Below are 19,402 nucleotides of genomic sequence, written 5' to 3'. Positions count from 1 at the left end.
TTCAGACGCCGTGCAGCATCTCGGGATCGTAGAACGGCAAGTCCCGCGTGCGGTTTTTCGGCTGTGCCGTCGGGTGCAGTGATTCCGACGCATCACGCCCCACGATGCGCGGCTTGCGGATCACAAACACCTTACCCCAGCCGCGATAACTGCCGACCGATGGCCCCTCGGGATCGCAGGGGAAACGCGCGATCCAGCCCTCGGGCAAGGGCACGCCGCAAAACTCCAGCTTGTCCAGCATCCACACGAGCGAAATATTGGCCAGCGCGCGCGCCGGTTCATAGCTTCCGATATGCCCGCCGACATCGCCATGGCACCCCCGGAACCAGACCTGTTCCACCCGCCCGTTCCAGTTCGGCGGACAGGACCACAGCACCGGCGCGAACGCCTCGCGGGTTTCATCGAGCGCCAGCGCGTGAAACCCGTGCCGCACCACATCGCTTAGCGCATGGTTGTGAAAGGCGTGCTGCGCCTCGCTTCTTTGCCACAGGAACGGCAGGCGCAAGCCAAGCGCCTTGACCGTATCCCACACCCCGACCATCTCGATCTCAGTGCGGGGATGGCAATAGGTCTGCGAAAAGATGCGCGCCGTGTCGGAACCGGGGGCGTTCTGATAGTGGCGATAGGCCTGCCGCACGTTGCGCACCGTCGCGTGATGGGTTCGCAGCAGACCGACCTTGTCGATCACCCCGGCCAGCGATCGCGCGGCATAGGCCCCGCGCGAATAGCCCATCAGGATGATCCGGTCTCCCGGATGATAGCGCGAGGCAAGATAGCCATAGGCGCGGCGGATCTGCCGGTTGATCCCGCGGCCGGTGGCCACCTGATGGGTGCTGCGCCAGTTGGGCCACTGAATGCCCGCCTCGTAATACAGCGAGACCAGCGCCGAGGCCGGAAGCTCGCGCAGCAGCTTGTAGGTGGTTCCCGCATGGGTCTGGTTTTCGCCCGAAAGCGCGGACATCGTGCCATCCAGGATCACCACATGCGTCACCGGCGGGCGGGCGGATGTGCGGCGGCGTGCCTCGGTTTCCCGAAAGCCGCGCAGCCACTGCAATATGTTTCTCGCCAGACGCAATGCTCGCCCCGATCAGAACTGTCCCGGCCCGGTTGCGCGTGAAAGCAGCGCCCGCCATGCGCAGACCGCTTAGGGAACATAGCCCGCCGCGCCGCGGCGGCAATTGCCCGGCGCGTTCCGGGCCATCATCATCCTGCCGCGCGGCGCTGTCCAGCATATAGGAACGGCATCTCCCTGCCCCTTCGGGCTATGGCAGCAGCCCGAGGACCACCGCCTTTTCCAACGCGCCATAGCCGTTGAACCGGGTCGCCGTGGCGGTCGAATAGGCGCCCATGCCGAAGAACAGGATATAGTCGCCCTCGGCCATATCACCCGGCAGGCGCAGCACACCCGGCAGACGATCAAGGCTGTCGCAGGTGGGGCCGAACAAGACCCTCTCCACCGGCGCGCCACACCGGGGCGCGCCCGCCGGGTCGAGCACCGCGATACGGTCGATGCGCCCCATCAGCGGCGCCTCGGCCAGCCCGCCATAAATGCCATCGTTGAGGAACACATCGCCGCCATCGCGCAGCGCCTTGACCCGTGTGGCCAGGGCGACGCCTTCGGCGGCAAGCGCCCGGCCCGGTTCGCAAAGCAGCGCCGGCCCCTCCGGCCCGAACGCCGCGCGCGCCGCCTGCCCGATGGCGGCAAAAATGGGCCCCAACGCCGGCGCCCGCCCGCCTTCGCGATGCGAAGGGAAACCGCCGCCGACATTCAGCCGCGCCAGCGGCACGCCGGCCTTGTCCGAGATGCGCGCCGCCTCGGCGATATAAGTGGCCCAGGCCCGGGGATCATTGCATTGGGTGCCCGGATGAAACGTGATCGAGGGCCGAAAGCCGGCGGCCCCGACGCGGCGCAACAGCGCGGCCGCCTTTTCGGGCGGGGCGCCGAACTTGTCCCCGAAATCATAGACCGCACCCTTGACCGGAAGCTTGAAACGCACCGCAATCTCGGCCGTTCGCGGCAGGGCGGCCATCAACTTGTCCAGCTCGCTGAACGAATCGACGGCATAAGACACCACCCCCAGCTCGACGGCGCGGGCAATCTCTTCGGTCGAGCGCACAGGGTTGTTGTAATGCAGGGCCGCCTGCGGAACCGCCGCCCGGACCAGCGCCATTTCATCCGGCGAGGCGACATCAAAGGCCGAAACGCCCGCCGCCGCCAGATTCGACACCATGACAGCCTCGGGGTTGGCCTTTACCGCATAACTCACCTGCCCCGGAAACCCGTCTACAAAGCGGCGCGCGGCGCTTTGAATGCGCCGAGGCGCCGCATAGATAACCGGGTGATCCGGCCGCGTCAGGCGAAGATGCTCTGCGGGCGTCGTCCAGATATTTTGTTTCAAACCCATGTGATGCTCCCGTTTCCCGGTTTCAGGGTCTCGCAAGCGAAGGGCAGAATCACCATACAATCTGGGCGAAATGAATGCTATATTCGGCGATATGACGAAACCAATGGCATTTTGACATGGACGAGCTGGATCGGCGAATTCTTTCCCACCTCGCGAGGGACGCTCGCATGTCGGTCGCGGTTCTGGCGCGCGCCCTGAATGTCGCGCGATCGACGGTTCAGGCACGGCTGGAGCGGCTGGAAAGCTCGGGCATCATCGCCGGCTATACGCTGCGCCTTGGCTCGGCTGCCGCCAAAGGCCGGATCCGCGCAACGGTGCTGCTGTCGGTCGATCCGCGGGCGCAGGCCGGCGTCATCACCCGGCTACGAGCCATCGCCGAGCTCGACTCGGCACATACCACCAGCGGCCGGTTCGACCTTCTGCTTCAGGTCACGGCGGAAACGACGGCAGCGCTGGACGACATTCTGGATCAGATCGGCGCGATCCCCGGCATCCGCTCGTCGGAAAGCCTGATCCATCTGTCACAAAAGGTACAGCGGGCCGGGCAGCAGGACGCATGAAAAAGGCCGGGGTTTCACCCGGCCTTTCGTAAACATCGATCGGAAGATATCGAACCGATATCAGGCCGACTTGCGACGGCGGCGCACAGCAGCAAGGCTGCCCAGAGCACCAACCAGCAGCAGACCACCTGCCGGCACCGGAACCGCGGCGGCCGTGATTACGCGCATGTAATCGCCCGGGCTGATGGCCCACCAGCTTACGCTGACAGTTTTGTCGCTGATCGAATACTTGTCCCAGTTAGGTTCAAGGCCCCGCTCCCATGCCGCAGTATAGGACACAGCCGGCGCACCAAGAAAGTCCGAGGCCAACAGGGTATCAGTGGTCGAAATCACACCCAGGATCTTGCCCGAGAAGCTGACGCTTCCACCCTGACGAGACCAAAACAGCGGATCGAAGCCGACGTAGTGGCTGGACACTTTCGTACCGGCGCCAATCACGCCGCCATCAATAACCAGATCGACGCCCAGAGTGTAATCCTGCAGCTCGTTCAACGCATACAAGTCCGGCGTATCGAAGTTATCCTGACCGATGGTCATCGGCACGGTCGAATCCAGTTCGACGAACGAACCCGGACCGAATGTTACAGTACCTCCCACAACAGACGCATCAGCCGCGGATGCGACCATGCCTGCTGCGAAGAGGGCAGAAAGAAATTTCTTCATCGTTACCACTCCCAACCAAATTTCAACTTCTGGCCCTTGATACCAAGCCCGCCTGACTCGGGGAAGTGGAATTCGGAATGTGGCCGCAAAATGTCCAAAGAAAGGCGGCGCGCTTTTCCCGAACCGGAACAATCCCGAAAAACGCCCAGGAATGTCGCTAAATTCCGAACCTGACGGATCGCATGGCTTGGCCTTGACGGCTCGAATCGTTAGACGGTGACGCCAGGACTTATGAGTGGGACATCCGATGCCAATGGAAAAGACATTCGACGCCGCCGATGCCGAAGCGCGGCTCTACGATGCCTGGGAGAAATCCGGGGCTTTCGTGGCCGGGGCCAACGCCTCGCGGGATGAAACCTTCTGCATCATGATCCCGCCGCCGAATGTGACCGGCTCCCTACATATGGGGCATGCCTTCAATAACACCCTACAAGATATTCTTGTGCGCTGGCACCGGATGCGCGGCTTCGACACGCTGTGGCAGCCGGGCCAGGACCATGCCGGCATCGCCACCCAGATGGTGGTCGAACGCGACCTGGCCAAGGATAAATCCAACGCCACGCGCCGCGAAATGGGGCGCGAGGCATTCCTGGAAAAGGTCTGGGAATGGAAGGAAAAATCCGGCGGCACCATCGTCAATCAGCTCAAGCGCCTCGGCGCGTCATGCGATTGGTCACGCAACCGCTTCACCATGGACGAAGGCTTCCACGACGCGGTGCTGAAGGTCTTCGTCGACATGTATCACAAGGGGCTTATCTATCGCGGCAAGCGGCTGGTGAACTGGGACCCGCATTTCGAAACCGCGATCTCGGATCTCGAGGTGGAGAACATCGAGGTCGACGGCCACATGTGGCATTTCAAATACCCGCTGGCGGGCGGCGAGACCTATGAATATGTCGAAAAAGACGCAGACGGAAACGTCACCCTGCGCGAAATCCGCGACTATATCTCCATCGCCACCACAAGGCCCGAAACCATGCTGGGCGACGGCGCCGTGGCCGTGCACCCCAGCGATGAGCGTTACGCGCCGATCGTCGGCAAACTGTGCGAAATCCCGGTGGGCCCCAAGGAGCACCGCCGCCTGATCCCGATCATCACCGACGACTACCCCGACAAGGATTTCGGCTCGGGCGCGGTCAAGATCACCGGCGCGCATGATTTCAACGACTATCAGGTGGCCAGGCGCGGCGGCATCCCGATGTACCGGCTGATGGATACCCGCGGCACCATGCGCGACGACGGCACCCCCTACGCCGAAGCCGCGATGCGGGCGCAGAAGATTGCCGCCGGGGCGGGCTTCAGCGAGATCGAGGTGGACAGCCTGAACCTCGTCCCTGACGACTATCGTGGCCTCGACCGGTTCGAGGCGCGCAAACGGGTCGTGGCCGACATCACCGCCGAAGGTCTGGCCGTGATGATCCCCAACCCCGATGCGGGCAAAGAGGACGAGCCCGACGTCATTCCCTACGTCGAAGCCAAGAAGATCATGCAGCCCTTCGGCGACCGCTCGAAGGTGGTCATCGAGCCGATGCTGACCGACCAGTGGTTCGTGGATACCGCGCAGATCGTGCAGCCCGCGATTGACGCGGTCCACACCGGCGAGACGAAGATCCTGCCCGAACAGCATGAAAAGGTCTATTTCCACTGGCTGGAGAACATCGAGCCCTGGTGCATCTCCCGCCAGTTGTGGTGGGGGCACCAGATTCCGGTCTGGTACGGGCTTGATCTGTCGGCCCCCGATTTCCGCGATGACGAGGGCGACGGCGCCCTCGACGAGGTGGAACTGGGCCGCCTGCTTCTGGACGGGATGGTCCATCTGGGCGATATCCATCACTGCGCCCATGACTTCGGCGCGGTCGAGGATTCCTTCCGCGATGAGATCGCCGACATTCCGACGCCGCTCAACCACGCCCGCATCGTCGAAGTGCCCGACAAGCAGGCCGCGATAGAGGCGCTGGCCACAAGCCTCGCCGAGTACAACATCGATCAGGACCCGACCAAACTGGTCTATCCGGTCTGGCGCGATCCCGATGTGCTCGACACCTGGTTCTCCTCGGGCCTGTGGCCCATCGGCACGCTCGGCTGGCCCGAAGACACACCCGAGCTGCACAAATACTTCCCCACCGATGTCCTGGTCACCGGCTTCGACATCATCTTCTTCTGGGTCGCCCGGATGATGATGATGCAGCTTGCCGTGGTCGGCCAGGTGCCGTTCCACACCGTCTATGTCCATGCCCTCGTCCGCGACGAGAAGGGCAAGAAGATGTCGAAATCGCTGGGCAACGTGCTCGACCCGCTCGATCTGATCGATGAATACGGCGCCGACGCGGTGCGCTTCACCCTCACGGCCATGGCCGCCATGGGGCGCGACCTGAAGCTTTCCACGCAGCGTATCGCCGGATACCGGAATTTCGGCACCAAGCTGTGGAACGCCGCCCGCTTCGCCGAAATGAACGATGTGTTCGAAGGCTACGCCCCCGACGGCACGATCCCCCAACCGGCCGAAACGGTGAACAAATGGATCATCGGCGAAACCGCCAAGGCCCGCGCCGCCACCGACGAGGCGCTGGAAGCCTACCGCTTCAACGATGCCGCCAACGGGCTCTACGCCTTCGTCTGGGGCAAGGTCTGCGATTGGTACGTGGAATTTTCCAAGCCGCTGCTGCTGGATGGTGACGACGCGACCAAGGCGGAAACCCGCGCCACCATGGCCTGGGTGCTCGACCAGTGCCTGATCCTGCTGCACCCGATCATGCCCTATATCACCGAAGAGCTCTGGGGCACGCTGGGCGCGCGGCAAAAGATGCTGGTCCACGCCGACTGGCCGACCTATGGCACCGAACTGGTCGATGATGCCGCGGATCGTGAGATGAACTGGGCCATCGGCCTGATCGAGGAAATCCGCTCGGCCCGTGCACAGATGCATGTGCCGGTGGGGCTGAAACTGCCGATGCTGCAACTGGAGCTGGACGCCCCCGGCCAGGCCGCCTGGAGCCGCAACGAAACGCTGATCAAACGGCTGGCCCGGATCGAAAGCCTGACCCCGGCCGATGCCCTGCCCAAGGGCTGCATCACCATCGCGGTCGAGGGCGGCACCTTCGCGCTGCCGCTGGCCGATGTCATCGACGTGGCCGAGGAACAGGCCCGCCTGGAAAAATCCCTGCAGAAACTCGCCAGGGAACTCGGCGGGCTGCAGGGGCGGCTGAAGAACCCGAAATTCATCGAAAGCGCCCCGCAAGAGGTGATCGAGGAAACCAAAGAGCTCGCGGCCGCCAAGGTCGAGGAAACCGACAGGCTGAACGCCGCGCTGAAACGGCTGGCCGAACTGGCCTGATCTTCTTTTTCGCGGAAATATCCCCGCCGGAGGCATGAAGCTCTTTCCGCCTCCGGCGCCGTCGCGACAGTTGACATTTTCGCGCCCAACTCGCATGTCACCCGCACCATAACCCGCAACCGGGCGTTCCGTGGGCGCCAAACCGACGAGGAGGCCCGCATGGCCCAGATTTCTCTCACCTTCCCTGATGGCAATGCGCGTGACTACGCGGCCGGTGTAACCCCCGCCCAGGTCGCCGCCGACATTTCCACCTCTCTGGCGAAAAAGGCGATCTCCGCCACCGTCAACGGCGCGCATTGGGATCTGCAGTGGCCGATCGCCCAGGATGCGTCGATCGCCATCAACACGATGAAAGACGACGCCCCCGCGCTGGAGCTGATCCGCCACGACCTGGCCCATATCATGGCCCGCGCGGTGCAGGAGCTGTGGCCGGATGTGAAGGTCACCATCGGCCCGGTGATCGAAAACGGCTGGTATTACGATTTCGACCGCGAAGAGCCCTTCACCCCCGAGGATCTGGGCGAGATCGAAAAGAAGATGAAGGAAATCATCAACCGCCGCGACCCCGTCACCACCGAGATCTGGGACCGCGACCGCGCGGTGAAATTCTACGAGGCCAACAACGAGCCCTACAAGGTCGAACTGATAGAGGCCATTCCCGGCACCGAACCGCTGCGCATGTACTGGCACGGCCATTGGCAGGATCTGTGCCGCGGCCCGCATCTGCAGCATACCGGTCAGGTGCCCGCCGACGCGTTCAAGCTGATGAGCGTGGCCGGCGCCTATTGGCGCGGCGACAGCGACCGCGCGATGCTGCAACGCATCTACGGCGTGGCCTTCAAGAACAAGGAAGACCTCAAGGCGCATCTGCACATGCTCGAAGAGGCCGCCAAGCGCGACCATCGCAAGCTGGGCCGCGAGATGGATCTGTTCCACATGCAGGAAGAGGCGCCGGGCCAGATCTTCTGGCACCCCAACGGCTGGCGCATCTACACCACGCTGCAGGATTACATGCGCCGCCGCCAGAACGCCGGCGGCTATGTCGAGGTCAACACCCCGCAGGTGGTCGACCGCAAGCTGTGGGAAGCCTCGGGCCACTGGGAAAAATACCAGGAGCATATGTTCATCGTCGAGGTAGACGAAGAGCATGCCCGCGAAAAGGCGGTGAACGCGCTGAAACCGATGAACTGCCCGTGCCACGTGCAGATCTTCAACCAGGGCCTGAAATCCTACCGCGACCTGCCGCTGCGCATGGCCGAATTCGGATCATGCAACCGCTATGAGCCTTCGGGCGCGCTGCATGGCATCATGCGGGTGCGCGGCTTCACCCAGGACGATGGCCATATCTTCTGCCGCGAGGATCAGATCGAAAGCGAGACCAAGGAGTTCATCGCCTTTCTGTCGGCGATCTACCGGGATCTCGGGTTCGACAGTTTCAAGGTCAAGTTCTCGGACCGCCCCGATATGCGCGCCGGCTCCGACGAGGTCTGGGACAGGGCCGAGGCCGCCCTGCTGGCCGCGACCCGCGCCGCCGGAATCGAGCCCACGCTGAACCCCGGCGAGGGCGCCTTCTACGGCCCCAAGCTGGAGTTCGTGTTGACCGACGCCATCGGGCGCGACTGGCAATGCGGCACCCATCAGGTGGATTTCGTGCTGCCCGAACGGCTCGACGCAAACTACATCGGCGAAGACGGCGCCAAGCATCGGCCCGTCATGCTGCACCGGGCCACGCTGGGTTCGTTCGAACGGTTCCTGGGCATCCTGATCGAAGAGCATGCCGGCAAGCTGCCCTTCTGGCTGGCGCCGCGTCAGGTCGTCGTCGCCTCGATCGTGTCGGATGCGGACGACTTCGTGCAAGAGGTCGTGGCGGCGCTGAAAGCCGTAGGCGTTCACGCCGAGGCCGATGTGCGCAACGAAAAGATCAACTACAAGGTGCGCGAACATTCGGTCGGCAAGGTGCCGGTGATCCTGGCCATCGGCCAGAAAGAGGTGGAAGAGCGCACCGTCACCGCCCGGCGGCTGGGCGAAAAGCAGACCACGGTTGTAACATTGGCAGAGATCGTGGCCACGCTCGCGCAGGAAGCCAAGGCGCCGGACCTGGCCTGAGCCGGGGATCAATACCGAGAAAAGCGCTGGTTTTCAGCGCTTTTCTCGTTTCATACGCCAAATACATTCAAGATTTTGCATTATTACAATCCATAACGCCCACGTGCAACACTCCCATGTGAGTGGCAGTTGATGACCCACCTTCGATAGCTCTTCCCGTGTCGCAGACAGCGACGTCTGGAAAACTGTTAAAAGGGAATTCACCATGTCCAACCACGTTAAAACGCTCGCCGTTGCCGGCGCACTGGCCGCCGCCCTGACTGCACATATCTCCGGCCCCGCGCAGGCGCAGGAGATGGAAAAATGCTTCGGCGTTTCGCTGGCCGGCCAGAATGACTGTGCTGCCGGCCCCGGCACCACCTGCGCCGGCACCGCCAGCGTCGACTATCAGGGCAACGCCTGGAAGCTCGTCCCGGCCGGCACCTGCACCACCATGGAACTGCCCGACGGCCGCATGGGCGCGCTCGAAGCGCTCGACCGCGACCTGCCGGCATAAAACGACAAGGCCCCCGGCCCGGCGCCGGGGGCTTTTCCTGTGGGAGGATCACCATGCTCGATACCGCGACACACCGCCATCACCACCTGCCCGATCGCCCCGGCGTCGGCTACAAACCCCAGCATTTCGCCGCGATCATGGAGGCGCCCGCGCCCGTCGAATGGTTCGAGATCCATGCCGAGAACTACATGGGCGACGGCGGCCGCCCCCTTGCGCAGCTGCGGCATCTGGCCGAACGGTTCGCGATCTCCGTTCACGGCGTCGGCCTGTCCATCGGCGGCGAGGCGCCGCTGGACCGTGACCATCTGGCCCGGCTGAAGCACCTGACCGGCTGGCTGCAACCGGCCCGCTTTTCCGAACACCTGGCCTGGTCCACCCATGACACGCAGTTCCTGAACGATCTGCTGCCCCTGCCCTATACCGCCCAAACGCTGACCCGCGTGGCCGACCATATCGACCAGGTGCAGGAGGCGCTGGGGCGGCAGATGCTTTTGGAAAACCCGTCCACCTATCTCGCCTTCGCCGAAAGCGATATGCCTGAAACCGCGTTTCTGGCCGAGATCGCCCGCCGCACCGGCTGCGGCCTGCTGCTGGATGTCAACAACGTCTTCGTGTCCGCCACCAATCAGCAGACCGACCCGCGCGCCTATATCGACGCCTTCCCGCTGCATCTCGTCGGTGAGATCCACCTCGGCGGCCATGACGAGGATGCCGACGACCACGGCGCGCCCCTGCTGATCGACAGCCACGGCGCCACGGTGGTGGATCCTGTCTGGGCGCTCTATGCCTATACGATCGCGCGCACCGGGCCCCGCCCCACCCTGATCGAATGGGACAATGACGTGCCCGACTGGCCGGTTCTGGCCGCCGAGGCGGCGCGCGCGGCGGCCGTGCTTGACCGGGTGCCGGCATGACGGTGCGCCAGCATGATTTCACCACCGCGCTGCTGAACCCGGCGGCGCCTGTCCCGCACGGCCTCACCGGGCCCGCGGGGCGCCCGGCGGGCAAGCGTTTCAACGTGTATCGCAACAATGTGGCGGTCAGCCTGACCGAAGCGTTGAAAACCGCCTTCCCGGTTTTGCGCGCGCTGGTGGGCGACGCGTTCTTCGAGGCGATGGCCGGCGTGTTCCTGCGCGACAACCCGCCGGAATCACCGCTGATGATGCATTATGGCGCGCAGATGCCCGGCTTTCTGGCCGGTTTCGCCCCCGTCCGGCATCTGGCCTACCTGCCAGACATCGCGCGGCTGGAGCTTGCCCTGCGCGAAAGCTATCACGCCAAAGACGCCACCCCCGTCGCCCCCGAGGTGCTGCTGGCGCTGCCGCCCGACCGGCTGATGCAGGCGCGGCTGCGCCTCGCGCCTGCCCTGCGCCTTCTGCAGGCGCCCTTTCCGGTGGCGTCGATCTGGCTGGCCCACAGGCAGGCGGATGCGCCCAAGCCCGCGATGCGCCCGGAAGCCGCGCTGATCACCCGCCCCGGCTTTGACCCGGTGGTCAGCGCGCTGCCCCCGGGCGGCGGCGCCTTCGTCGCCGGCCTGCTCTCGGGTCAACCGCTGGCCCCCGCCCTGGCCATGGCCGAGGCAGAGACCCCCGATTTCGACCTGACAGAAACACTAGGCCTGCTGATCAGCGGCCAGGCGATCATCGCCATCGAAGAGAAGGTATTGCTGTGAACACCCTGATTTCCATTCATGACGCCACGTTCGACCGGCTGGAAAACGCCGCCGCCCCTTGGCTTCTGCCGACGCTGGCGCGCTTCACCTTCGCCGCGACGCTGCTGCTTTACTTCTGGAATTCGGGCCTGACCAAACTCGGCGGCGGCATCGGCGGGCTGTTTGCCCCGTCGCTGGGCGCCTATGCGCAGATCTTCCCCAAGGCGATGGAGGCCGTCGGCTATGATGTCGGTCAGCTCGGCCTGTTTCACCGGCTGGTGGTTCTGGCCGGTACCTATGCCGAGTTCCTGCTGCCGCTGCTTTTGCTGCTCGGCCTTGCCACCCGTCTGTCGGCGCTTGGCATGATCGGCTTCATCGCGGTGCAATCGCTGACCGATCTGTTCGGCCATGGCGCGATCAGCCAGCCCGAAACGCTGGGCGCGTGGTTCGACCGGGTGCCCGACAGCCCGATCCTGGATCAGCGGCTGTTCTGGATTACCGTCCTGATGGTGCTGGTGATCCGCGGGGCCGGCCCGCTCTCGCTCGACCGGCTGCTGCGGCGCCACGCGCCCTATGACAGCAGCGCCGCCTGAACGTCTTTGCCCCAACCAAGCCAGAGCTGCCCACCCTGGTCTATGACCGGTCGTTTCATCAGTGCCGGATGCGCCCGCAGGAGCGTCAGAGGGTCGCCCGCGCGCTCCTCCTCGCTCAGGCCGCGCCACGTCGTTGAGCGGCGATTGAGCAGGTCATCCCCGAATTCGGTCAGAAACCGCTGCACCTCCGCCTCCGGCAAACCATCGGCCCGGACGTCGACAAACGTCACCTCATGCCCTGCCGCAGCCAATGATTTCATGGCTTTGCGGCAGGTGTCACAGTTCTTCAGCCCATAAACCTGCATTTCGCCCTCGTTTTGCGCAGACTATAGCCGGGCGGCGCGGAAGGCGAGACTTCACCCTTGATTTTCACGCGATTCGCCCCCCATGATTTTGACGTGACGACAGAGTTTCTATGACGACCGCTCCTCCTTCAGGGGCAGCCGGAAGACTTGGAAGACCCTGGCTGTGACCTGCCCGAAGCAATACCGCGGACGGGCCTTGACGAAAGGAGAAACGGAATGCCCACCGGCACCGTGAAATGGTTCAACACCACCAAAGGCTACGGCTTCATTGCGCCCGATGATGGCGGCAAGGATATTTTCGTGCATATTTCGGCCGTTGAACGCGCCGGAATGACCGGGCTGGCCGACAATCAGAAGGTCGCCTTTGAAATGATCGAAGGCCGGGATGGCCGCCAGTCCGCCGGCGATCTCAAGGCGCTCTGACCGACGATTCACTTTCACATCTGCGCCGCGCGATCCCTCCGGGCGGCGCTTTGTTTTTCGGCAAACGCTGCTATTTCGCTCATTCGGTTCGCGCCCGTCCGGAGCGCGCCGCGACGCGGCAATCGTGATTAGGCGCGACAGCACGCCGCATCTATCCTGACCCCACGACGCGAACGAAAAATGGGAGGTGAGCGGCCGCAAGGGCTGATCCCTCTTCCTGCGCACGCTCACCTTCCCCAGCGAAGGAGGGTGACATGCCTGATTTTCTGACCATTCTGGCCATCTACTACAGTTGCGATCTGGCCGCGCAGAGCACATTTCTGCCCCCCGCCGAAGCGCAGATCTGCGCCGTGGCCTACAGCCGGGTCAAAGCGCATTTCCTGACCGAAGAGGAACTGGCCGCCCTTGCCGGTGCCCCCATGGCCACGCGGGCGGCGGGGCTGCGCGACGGGTACCTTCGGTTCAAGGCGTGGGAAACCGACCATCCCGGCACCGTCCGGCATCTGCGACAGGCCGGGGCGCTGAAACTGATCGACGGTTAGGCCAAGCCCCTGTCAGGCCGGATCTTTTTCCGGCCTGGGCGACAGATCGCTCCAGTCTTCGCCCATGGCGACGATACAGCTTTTGCCATCGGCATAGGTCATCACAAGGGTCCAGTCGCCGGATGATTCCGAGCGCCAGACTTCCATGATCCGTTCGATATCTCGTATGCCGGTGGCCACGCGGGTTTCACCAAGCTGCCGGGTCAGCTTTTGGGTCATCTCATCGCGCGGGGCGCAGATGATTTCGGCAATGGGCGAGGCGGCAACCGCCGACCCGCCCAGCAAGGCGGCTGTCAGAACAGCGATGCGGAGAGAGGGCACGGGTGAGTCGGTCCTTCTTGTTCTTGGCTCTGAACCAAGTGTAACAGGAATATGACGACCCGTGGATCAAATTTACGGATAAGCTTATCCGCCCCCTTACCAGCCCAGTTCCTGATAGCCCGAGTCCTTCACGTTCAGGATGAAGACGCGGCCGTTATAATGCTGCGGAACCTCTGCCACCTGCTGGAACGGGAACACCGGCGTTCCATCGCAAGACACGCCCGAGGGCGCCTGGACCGGCGCCAACTGAAGCGGGCAGTTGTTGACCGTATACGGATAAGACCGCACCGGCGTGGAGTTCGGATTGTTCGGTGCGGTATCGGTTCCGGCCAGCGCCGAAACCGCAGACAGCACAAGAGAGCCGCACAAGGCGGCCGCATAGGTCGTGTTCAACATGGTACCCCCACCAATAAATGTTTTACTGCTCGAAAATCTTTTTATTAACGAAACGTTAATCTCTTGGGGGGCGGAGTCAATCGAGTCGGGCGCGCGGCGGCGCGGCCTCGCGGGATGTTTGCGCTGACACGCGGCGGGGCTTCAATCGCCGGTTGATCGCACCTTCCGCACGAAACGCCCCCCGGTTATGTACGAAAGACATGAGGCTCAGAGCCTCACTCCCCCAACACGCCCTCGAACTCCCGCCATTCGCCCTTGCTCATGCCGGAATTTTCCTGCGTCACCTCTTCACCCTTCAGCATCCGGCGCAGACAGTCGAGCGCCTTTGAGGAAAGTGTGACGCCGCCCATCCGGTAATCCTCGAACGCGGCGAAGGCGGCGGGCACCCAGTCGGCCACGACCGAACAGATCGCGTCGGCGTAAACCCGGATCTCGTATTGCGCATGGACGTCGGCGCGCAGACGCAGAAAGTGGAACAGGTTGTGCAGATCAACCTTCCAGTACCATTGCGTGTAGATATTCGCGGGCAGGTTCATCCGGGCCAGCTCTCGCGCGAGGCCCTGCTGGCCCTCGTCGGAAATCATCGCCTCATAATTGTCATAGGCGCGGTTGCTGTCGGCCTTGAGAATCTCCAGCACGCGGGCGGCCTCTGCCCCTTCCAGAACCGCGCCGCGGCCCTGGTTGTTCACAACCGACTGCGCCGCCAGCGCGCCCGGCTCGGGGATGTAGAACTCTCGGTCGAGGATCGAGTAGCGGGCCGAATATTCGTTGACGTTGGCGGTGCGGTGGCGGATCCACTGCCGCGCAACGAAGACCGGCAGTTTGACATGCAGCTTGATCTCGCACATCTCGAACGGGGTCGAATGCCAGTGCCGCATCAGATAGCGGATCAGCCCGGCATCGTTGCTGACAGATTTGGTGCCCTTTCCATAGGACACGCGCGCCGCCTGACAGATGGCGGCATCGTCGCCCATATAGTCGATAACCCGGACAAACCCGTGATCCAGCACCGGGATCGCCTTGTAAAGATGCGCCTCCATCCCTTCGGACACCGCCCGCAGCGTGGGTTTCGGCGTGGCGCGCAGGGTGTCAATCTCGGCCTGTTGCTCGGGGCTCAGCGGCATGGGGGCGATCCTTGTTGTTCTTCAAACGAGTCGGAGGCCACTATATCTATGGCGGCACCTTTGCGGAACCACGATATGCGGTGAATTTCGCGCGACCCCGGCAAGGCGGGATTTTACGCAACGCATCGGCAAAAGCCACCCGCCGGGAATTGACTTTTGGCCCCGCAAACAAGACGCTTCGCGCAAAACGAATAAACAAAGAGCAGCATCATGAAACGCATTTTCCTTGCCTCGGCGGCCTGTCTTGCGGTTGCCGCCTGTTCCGGCGGCGATGGCACCAACCCGATCACCGGCGGCCCGACCGATGACACCGAGGATCCCACCACGGATCCGACCACCGACCCGACGACCGATCCGGGCACCGGCATCGACAGTGACCGCACCGTGCCCCCCGGCACGGCCAGCCCCACCGCCGATCTGGGTATCTATCGCTACGAGCCGCCCACCGACACCGGCGACGGCTATGCACAATCGGTCAGCTATGATGCCGCCACCGATACGTTTTCGGTTGATAACCTGGCCTTCGACGGCGCCAACACCTATCAGCGCGACGATATAGTCGGCAGCCTCGGCCCCTACGCGGTTTATGAGGGTGACGGCGTGTTCAACGATCCGGTCACCGGCGTTCCGATCTCTCAGTTCGAGCACAAGGCGATCTACGGCGTCAGCACCAATACCGATGCCAACGGGCTGGCCACCACGCAATTCGCCATCGTGCGCACCGGCGCCTATGTAGGCTACGGCTTCGGCGGTTTCGTCTATCAGCGCGACGGCGGCGTGACCCTGCCCACCACCGGTCAGGCGGCCTATTCCGGCCAATATGCCGCGCTGCGCGACTTCAACGGCAAGGGCGGGCTGGAATATGCCACCGGCGACATGACCGCGGCCATCGACTTCAACGATTTCAACGCCGGCGACGCGGTAAAGGGCAAAGTGACCAACCGCCGTGTTTACGATGTGAACGGCAGCGATATAACCGAGTCGATTATCAGCGCCCTGGGAACGCAATACGGCAGAAGTTATACCGCGCTACCGCAGATTAACTTCGTGGTCGGCCCTGGCGTTCTCGATACGAATGGAGAGATTCTGGGCGGCGTGAGCAGCAATGTCACCGACGCGACCGGCGCGCTGCAGGGGTTCGAAACCGGCAAATACTATGCCGTCATCTCCGGCGACAACGCGGATGAAATCGTCGGCGTGCTGACGGCCGAGGCTGAAGATCCACGTTATGACAACGTCACGGTGCGCGAAACCGGCGGGTTCATCCTGTACCGGCCCTGAGGCGATGCGTTTCGCCCGGCCCCTGCGGCTGGCCTGGCTCTGCGCCGGCCTGCTGCTGACCGCGTTGCCCGCCGTTGCCCAGACGGCGGTCACCCTGCGCCCGGATCAAATGCGCGCCGCCGTCGGCCTGGCGCTGGAACAGCGGGACGACGCGACAGCCCTGCGCCTGGCAGAGGCGCTGCTGCAGCGCGACCCGCAGGACGTGTTCGCCCTGATCGCCAAATCGCGCGCGGCACGGAATCTGGGGCAGTACGATACGGCACGCGCCGCGGGGCGCGCGGCCTGGCAACTGGCGGAAACCGAGAACGACCGTTACTTTGCGGCTCTTTCAGTGGCGCAGGCGCTGTCTTCGGCCGGGGCGCGGACCCGTGCCCAGCTTTGGCTGCGCCGCGCCGCGCAGGTCGCGCCGAGCGATACCGCACGGGCGCTGGCCGTTCGCGATTTCCGCTATGTGCGCGGCCGCAACCCATGGTCTACCCAGCTGTCCTTCGGCATCACGCCCTCGTCCAACGTCAACAACGGCTCCAAATCAGACACCATTGATATCGGGGGGCTTTCCTTCATCCTCAGCGGCGATGCGCGGGCGCTTTCGGGGATCGAGTACCGGTTCGGCCTGCAGTCGGAATACCGGCGCCGGGTGCAAGAGCGCACGTGGCTGTTCGTTTCCGGCGCGCTCGACACCAAATCCTATAGCCTGTCATCCGAGGCACGGGCCCAGGCGCCCGACGTCGACAGTGGCGATCTGGCCTATCAGGAGGCGCAGCTGACATTCGGCGGCACCACCTTCGTGTCGCGGGCAACCGGGCCAACCACCCTGTCGACCACCTTTGGCAAGGCGTGGTCGGGCGGCGCGCATCTGGCCGATTACCTGCGGCTTCAGGCGCAGCAGGGCGTCCGGCTGGGGCAGACGGGCAGGCTGCGCTTTTCGCTGTCGGCCGAAGAGCAGTGGCGCAAGGATTACAGCATCAACGACTCGACCACCTGGACGGCCGAGGCGGCGTGGTCACGGCGCCTGCCGGGGGGTGGCGGGTTGCAGCTTGGGCTTGGCCTGCGCGATGCGCAATCCGACGGGCCGGCCATCGCCCATGACGCGCGCATCGCCACCGTGACCTACAACCACGGCAAGCCCGTTATCGGGGCATGGCTGGGCGTTTCGCTGAGCTATGAGGCGCGGCAGTATGACCAGCCGCTTTACGGCACCTCGGCCCGCGCCGACGACAAGACGACGCTGCGGCTGACCGCCTTCTTCGCCGAGCGTGATTATTACGGGTTCGCCCCGGAAATCGCGCTGAAGGCCAGCCGCAACCTGTCCAACGTATCGCTCTATGAGAACGAGGAATACGGCATCAGCATCGGCGTGCGCTCGGCCTTTTGACGGAATGGTCCGGCGGCCTTTACCGCCCCCCGCGATGTGCTAGGTTTTCGACCGGTAGCAGGAGACATCCCATGCAGGTAAAATACCTTCACACCATGGTCCGGGTTCTGGATCTGGAAAAATCCATGGCATTTTATGAACTTCTCGGCCTGAAGGAGACGCGGCGCATCGACAGCGAAGGCGGGCGCTTTACCCTCGTCTATCTGGCCGCGCCCGGGCAGGAGGAATGCCCGGTCGAGCTGACGTGGAACTGGGACGGCGACGACGGGTTGCCATCGGACAGCCGTCATTTCGGGCATCTGGCCTATGAGGTCGAGGATATCTACGCGATGTGCCAGCATCTGATGGACAATGGCGTGACCATCAACCGCCCGCCGCGCGACGGGTACATGGCCTTTGTGCGCAGCCCCGACAATATCTCGATCGAGCTGTTGCAGGCGGGCGGCGCCAAGGAGCCGGCCGAACCCTGGGCCAGCATGGAAAACACCGGCCATTGGTAGCCCCTCCACATGGGGCGGAAAGGTAATACGCTGAAGACGCCCCATGCAGATCTGCGCCCTGCCCTGCTGGGCATGGCCGTTGGTCTCGGCCTTGTCATGCCCGCGATGGCGGGCGCGGCCTGTCGGCAGGCGCTGGCGATCGGGCTTGATGTGTCGGGTTCGGTCGATGTGCATGAATACCGGCTTCAGCTCGACGGGCTGGCGGCGGCGCTGCTTCACCCCGAGGTGCAGCAGGCGCTGCTGGCCATGCCCGAGGCGCCGGTGATGCTGGCCGTCTACGAATGGAGCAGCATAGAGGATCAGGCGGTCCTTCTGCCCTGGACGCAAGTGGACAGCGCGCAAACGCTGACAGAGGCGGCGGCGGCCATCACCGGGGCCCGGCGCCAGCTTGCCGGCCAGGCCACCGCCATCGGCGCCGCGCTTCTGACCGGGGGCCGTTTGCTGCGCGATCAGGCCGGATGCTGGACCCGCACGCTGGATCTGACAGGCGACGGCGAATCGAACGACGGGCCGCGCCCGCGCGAGGTCCGGCCCGATACCCTGCTGCGCGGCCTCACGATCAACGCGCTCGTCATCGGCGAAGAGACCGGCGATGCGGCCGCGGAACTGACGGCCTATTTCCGGGCCGAGGTCATTCAGGGGCCCGGCGCCTTTGTCGAGCCGGCGCACGGGTTCAGGGAATTCGAGGATGCGATGGTGCGCAAACTGCTGAAGGAACTCATGGGCCTCAGCGTGGCCCGGCTGGCCCCGGATCAGTAGATATAACGGATCTGATCGGTCCAGTAACGTTCCATCCGGCGCAGCGAGGCCGTGATATTCTCCAGCCCGTCCATGCCGATGACACCCCGTTCCTGCAGCCCCTCGGCGTGGCGGGCGAACAGATCGCCCACCAGATCGCGCACCTCCCGCCCACGGGCGGTCAGCCGGACACGCACCGAACGGCGGTCAACCTCGCTCCGCTGGTGGTGCATATAGCCCATCTCGACCAGTTTCTTGAGGTTGTAGGACACGTTCGACCCCTGATAGTAGCCACGGCTTTTCAGCTCGCCCGCCGTCACCTCGTTGTCGCCGACGTTGAACAGAAGAAGCGCCTGAACCGGGTTGATCTCGGGCACGCCGACCCGTTCGAACTCATCCTTGATGACATCAAGCAGCAGACGGTGCAGCCGCTCCACCAATGCAAGCGCCTCCAGATACCCCGACATGAATCCGGGGCGCGCCGGCGCCGAAATAGGGCCTTGGATACTCATCTGTCACTCCGTCCGTCACTGCGTGGGAACAGGGATAAACGCCAAGGTCAGAAGATTTGGTTAAGGCCGCATCACGC

The 19,402-nt window shown here is 63.9% G+C and carries 21 protein-coding genes; 13 read left to right on the top strand and 8 right to left on the bottom strand.

Features of this window, described 5'->3' with window-relative positions:
* Position 1: 1 nt before the first annotated feature.
* Positions 2-1,054, bottom strand: a complete 1,053-nt coding sequence (locus tag TQ29_RS04050) for a DUF2235 domain-containing protein (protein WP_369817367.1) — start codon at positions 1,052-1,054, stop codon at positions 2-4.
* Between the two features lie 208 nt (positions 1,055-1,262).
* Positions 1,263-2,405, bottom strand: a complete 1,143-nt coding sequence (locus TQ29_RS04045) for a type III PLP-dependent enzyme (protein WP_054538117.1) — start codon at positions 2,403-2,405, stop codon at positions 1,263-1,265.
* Positions 2,406-2,521: 116 nt separating this feature from the next.
* On the opposite strand from TQ29_RS04045, the gene TQ29_RS04040 reads away from it, so the two are divergent.
* Positions 2,522-2,965: an Lrp/AsnC family transcriptional regulator gene (locus TQ29_RS04040; RefSeq protein ID WP_054538116.1), complete on the top strand. Its 444-nt coding sequence runs from the start codon at positions 2,522-2,524 to the stop codon at positions 2,963-2,965.
* Positions 2,966-3,025: 60 nt separating this feature from the next.
* Here TQ29_RS04040 and TQ29_RS04035 read toward each other — a convergent pair whose 3' ends face one another.
* Entirely contained in the window at positions 3,026-3,628 is a 603-nt protein-coding gene (locus TQ29_RS04035) for a VPLPA-CTERM sorting domain-containing protein (RefSeq protein WP_054538115.1), read from the bottom strand.
* 247 nt (positions 3,629-3,875) lie between these two features.
* Here TQ29_RS04035 and TQ29_RS04030 point away from each other — a divergent pair, with 247 nt between their 5' ends.
* The 6 genes from TQ29_RS04030 to TQ29_RS04005 all read left to right on the top strand — a co-directional run bounded on the left by TQ29_RS04030 (position 3,876) and on the right by TQ29_RS04005 (position 11,808).
* Positions 3,876-6,962 carry a valine--tRNA ligase gene (locus TQ29_RS04030; protein WP_054538114.1) on the top strand — a complete coding sequence of 1,029 codons (3,087 nt, stop codon included), beginning with the start codon at positions 3,876-3,878 and terminating at the stop codon, positions 6,960-6,962.
* A 159-nt stretch (positions 6,963-7,121) separates the two neighbouring features.
* Positions 7,122-9,068, top strand: a complete 1,947-nt coding sequence (thrS, locus tag TQ29_RS04025) for a threonine--tRNA ligase (protein ID WP_054538113.1) — start codon at positions 7,122-7,124, stop codon at positions 9,066-9,068.
* 205 nt (positions 9,069-9,273) lie between these two features.
* Complete coding sequence (locus TQ29_RS04020; RefSeq protein ID WP_037204109.1) at positions 9,274-9,564, top strand: DUF2282 domain-containing protein; 291 nt, start codon at positions 9,274-9,276, stop codon at positions 9,562-9,564.
* A 53-nt stretch (positions 9,565-9,617) separates the two neighbouring features.
* Positions 9,618-10,478: a DUF692 domain-containing protein gene (locus tag TQ29_RS04015; protein WP_054538112.1), complete on the top strand. Its 861-nt coding sequence runs from the start codon at positions 9,618-9,620 to the stop codon at positions 10,476-10,478.
* Positions 10,475-11,236 carry a DNA-binding domain-containing protein gene (locus tag TQ29_RS04010; RefSeq protein ID WP_054538111.1) on the top strand — a complete coding sequence of 254 codons (762 nt, stop codon included), beginning with the start codon at positions 10,475-10,477 and terminating at the stop codon, positions 11,234-11,236. The genes TQ29_RS04015 and TQ29_RS04010 overlap by 4 nt, the downstream gene beginning before the upstream one ends.
* Positions 11,233-11,808 (top strand): DoxX family membrane protein, encoded by a 576-nt coding sequence (locus TQ29_RS04005; RefSeq protein ID WP_054538110.1) that lies wholly within the window; start codon positions 11,233-11,235, stop codon positions 11,806-11,808. The genes TQ29_RS04010 and TQ29_RS04005 overlap by 4 nt, the downstream gene beginning before the upstream one ends.
* Here TQ29_RS04005 and TQ29_RS04000 read toward each other — a convergent pair.
* The gene (locus tag TQ29_RS04000) at positions 11,787-12,113 is read right to left on the bottom strand and encodes an ArsC/Spx/MgsR family protein (RefSeq protein ID WP_054538109.1); all 327 of its coding nucleotides are present in this window, start codon (positions 12,111-12,113) and stop codon (positions 11,787-11,789) included. The two genes, TQ29_RS04005 and TQ29_RS04000, sit on opposite strands and share 22 nt — an antisense overlap.
* 216 nt (positions 12,114-12,329) lie before the next feature.
* Between TQ29_RS04000 and TQ29_RS03995 the strand changes: the two genes are divergently transcribed.
* Entirely contained in the window at positions 12,330-12,536 is a 207-nt protein-coding gene (locus TQ29_RS03995; protein WP_037204123.1) for a cold-shock protein, read from the top strand.
* 254 nt (positions 12,537-12,790) lie between these two features.
* The gene (locus TQ29_RS03990; protein WP_037204129.1) at positions 12,791-13,078 is read left to right on the top strand and encodes a hypothetical protein; all 288 of its coding nucleotides are present in this window, start codon (positions 12,791-12,793) and stop codon (positions 13,076-13,078) included.
* Positions 13,079-13,090: 12 nt separating this feature from the next.
* Here the strand turns inward: TQ29_RS03990 and TQ29_RS03985 are convergent, their stop codons facing one another.
* The 3 genes from TQ29_RS03985 to thyX form a co-directional block, all read right to left on the bottom strand.
* Positions 13,091-13,399: a hypothetical protein gene (locus tag TQ29_RS03985; protein ID WP_255353380.1), complete on the bottom strand. Its 309-nt coding sequence runs from the start codon at positions 13,397-13,399 to the stop codon at positions 13,091-13,093.
* 96 nt (positions 13,400-13,495) lie between these two features.
* Positions 13,496-13,795: a hypothetical protein gene (locus TQ29_RS03980; RefSeq protein WP_054538108.1), complete on the bottom strand. Its 300-nt coding sequence runs from the start codon at positions 13,793-13,795 to the stop codon at positions 13,496-13,498.
* A 215-nt stretch (positions 13,796-14,010) separates the two neighbouring features.
* Positions 14,011-14,919 (bottom strand): FAD-dependent thymidylate synthase, encoded by a 909-nt coding sequence (gene thyX, locus TQ29_RS03975; protein WP_037204137.1) that lies wholly within the window; start codon positions 14,917-14,919, stop codon positions 14,011-14,013.
* 210 nt (positions 14,920-15,129) lie between these two features.
* On the opposite strand from thyX, the gene TQ29_RS20585 reads away from it, so the two are divergent.
* From TQ29_RS20585 to TQ29_RS03955, 4 genes are all read left to right on the top strand, one after another.
* Positions 15,130-16,200 (top strand): hypothetical protein, encoded by a 1,071-nt coding sequence (locus TQ29_RS20585; RefSeq protein ID WP_054538107.1) that lies wholly within the window; start codon positions 15,130-15,132, stop codon positions 16,198-16,200.
* Positions 16,201-16,204: 4 nt separating this feature from the next.
* Positions 16,205-17,575 carry a lipopolysaccharide assembly protein LapB gene (locus TQ29_RS03965; RefSeq protein WP_054538106.1) on the top strand — a complete coding sequence of 457 codons (1,371 nt, stop codon included), beginning with the start codon at positions 16,205-16,207 and terminating at the stop codon, positions 17,573-17,575.
* Between the two features lie 71 nt (positions 17,576-17,646).
* Complete coding sequence (locus tag TQ29_RS03960; protein ID WP_037204143.1) at positions 17,647-18,075, top strand: VOC family protein; 429 nt, start codon at positions 17,647-17,649, stop codon at positions 18,073-18,075.
* 9 nt (positions 18,076-18,084) lie between these two features.
* Positions 18,085-18,834, top strand: coding sequence for a DUF1194 domain-containing protein (locus TQ29_RS03955; protein ID WP_082386511.1), 750 nt, complete (start codon positions 18,085-18,087; stop codon positions 18,832-18,834).
* On the opposite strand, the gene TQ29_RS03950 is transcribed toward TQ29_RS03955, so the two are convergent.
* Complete coding sequence (locus TQ29_RS03950) at positions 18,828-19,325, bottom strand: MarR family winged helix-turn-helix transcriptional regulator (protein ID WP_054538105.1); 498 nt, start codon at positions 19,323-19,325, stop codon at positions 18,828-18,830. The two genes, TQ29_RS03955 and TQ29_RS03950, sit on opposite strands and share 7 nt — an antisense overlap.
* Positions 19,326-19,402: the final 77 nt, after the last annotated feature.

The organism is Actibacterium sp. EMB200-NS6 (genome assembly GCF_001305615.1).
GTDB lineage: Bacteria > Pseudomonadota > Alphaproteobacteria > Rhodobacterales > Rhodobacteraceae > Actibacterium_A > Actibacterium_A naphthalenivorans.
This window is presented reverse-complemented; position numbering and strand designations above follow the sequence as displayed.